This is a genomic window from Deinococcus sp. (assembly GCF_030523985.1).
Lineage (GTDB): Bacteria > Deinococcota > Deinococci > Deinococcales > Deinococcaceae > Deinococcus.
Genome location: NZ_JAUNHK010000200.1, coordinates 1 through 1,947 on the forward strand (window position 1 = coordinate 1; position 1,947 = coordinate 1,947).

The window sequence follows — 1,947 nt, forward strand, 5'->3', positions numbered from 1 at the left end:
CCAACCGCAACGGCGTGCGCGATGAGGGCGAGACCCTGCGCGAAGTGCGCCTGAACGCGGGCAAGAGCGACCTGTTCGTGGTGTGGTCCAGCGCTGCCGTGACCGTTCGTGGCGGCGGCGGCTATCAGGCCGACCTGAAAGCGGGTTGGAACGTGATGACGGTGGAACTGCGCAAGTCGGTGAAGGTCGCGCCTTACGCCGGCGGGTCGCTGCAACTCGACCTGAATCGCTGACCTGTGCGTTCTGGCGGGAAGGTGTCTCTTCCCATCTGCAACGTCTAGACCGCTTGAACCGCTGATCTGTTGTGTCGCACCGTAAGCTGGCGGACATGACTCAGCTTTTGCCCGCCCCGCCCCGCTCGCGCTTTCTGGTAGGGGCGCTGGTGGCTGGGCTGGTCGCGGTGCTGGTCAGCTTTTCCAGCAATATTCCGCTGTTCGTGCAGGCGTTCGGAGCGGCTCACTATTCGCCCGCACAGGGGGCTAGTGCCCTGGGCAGCATGTACTTGATGTTGGGCGTCCTGGGCATGTGGCTGTGCTGGCGATACCGTGTGCCGGTGGTGCTGGGATGGAACACGCCGGGACTGGCGGTGCTGATTGCCGAAGGAGGTCAGTTCAGCACCGCCGAAGTGGTCGGGGCGCTGCTGGTCACGGGTCTGGTGCTGTTCGTGGTGGGCCTGAGCCGCGCCTTCGACTGGCTGGCCCGCACCATGCCGCTGCCGCTGGCTTCGGCACTGCTGGCTGGGGTGCTGCTGCCCTTCGTGCTGCGCGGGCTGGCGGCCATTCCGCAGGCTCCGGCGCTGACCGTGCCCACGTTGCTGGTCTTTCTACTGGCGCGGGTGCTGGCGCCGCGCTGGGCCGTGCCGCTGGCGCTGGTGGCGGGCGTGGTGGCCTCGGCGCTGGGTGGCGAGCTTCACTTCACGGCGGTACAGCACACCCCGTTGTTGGCCCGTCCCGAGTTCGTCCGGCCTGTCTTCAGCGCCCACGCCCTCCTCACCATTGCCCTCCCCTGTACCATCCTGGCCCTGACCTCGCAGAATCTGGCGGGCATGGCGGTGCTGCACACCTACGGCTACCGCGAAGTGCCGCCCGCCCGATTGGTCGCGCTGACGGGGGCCGCTTCGGTTCTCGCCGCGCCGCTGGGCAGCAACACCATGAACATGGGCGCGATTACCGCCGCCATCTGCATGGGGCCGGACGTGGACCCCGACCCGCAGCGCCGCTATCTGGCCGGGATGTTTTGCGCGGCGGGCTATCTGCTGCTGGCGCTATGCGCCGGGGCGCTGCTGGGCCTCGCTGGAAGTTTTCCTGCGCCGCTGATGGCACTCTTGGCAGGGCTGGCACTGCTGGGGTCGGTGCTGGGTGGCCTGCAAAGTGCCCTGGCTGACCCGAAATGGCGCGAAAGTGCGCTGCTGACCCTGGCCTGCACTGCCGCCGGGTTCAGTTTCCTGAATGTTGGCGGGGCACTGTGGGGCCTGCTGCTCGGCTGGGGCAGCGCGGCGCTGGGCGGCTGGCTGGAACGTGAACGGGAGCGGGTGGCATAAAAAAGCTGGAGCCGTTGCCCCAGCCTTGTGCCTTCACCAGATGTCCCACATGACGCCCAACCTGCGCGGTTGTGGGTCGAGTTCCTGCGCTTCATCATGGAGCTCCAGCAAGTGCAACCGTTCCTGCTGATGCCCTCTCCTGCGCCACAGACGGCGATAACGGCGAGTGTAGTGACTGAGACCATCGTGAACGCTCCGACTCAGTTTGCGCTGTTGGCATTGCACGTCCCGCCCCCAAATCACCCCTTCGTCAGCAGAACTCCGAATGAAGCAGCCTGGATACCAGCGATTCCAGCCGTTGGGCGGCGTTCGTTTTCTCGCTTCTTGCCGATTTCAGTGGGCTTTCTCGTAACTGTGTTTTGCCATGACTACCGCTCTCCTCAAAGCGGTAATCGGGCAGGCCCCCC

The 1,947-nt window shown here is 65.9% G+C and carries 1 protein-coding gene and 1 pseudogene; both read left to right on the forward strand.

Annotated elements, in window-relative coordinates; translation table 11 throughout:
* Window positions 1-233 (forward strand): annotated as a pseudogene (locus tag Q4C89_RS14920) (hypothetical protein); the annotation flags it as partial.
* A 95-nt stretch (window positions 234-328) separates the two neighbouring features.
* Window positions 329-1,540 carry a benzoate/H(+) symporter BenE family transporter gene (locus Q4C89_RS14925; RefSeq protein ID WP_303103411.1) on the forward strand — a complete coding sequence of 404 codons (1,212 nt, stop codon included), beginning with the start codon at window positions 329-331 and terminating at the stop codon, window positions 1,538-1,540.
* The last annotated feature ends 407 nt before the right edge of the window (window positions 1,541-1,947 follow it).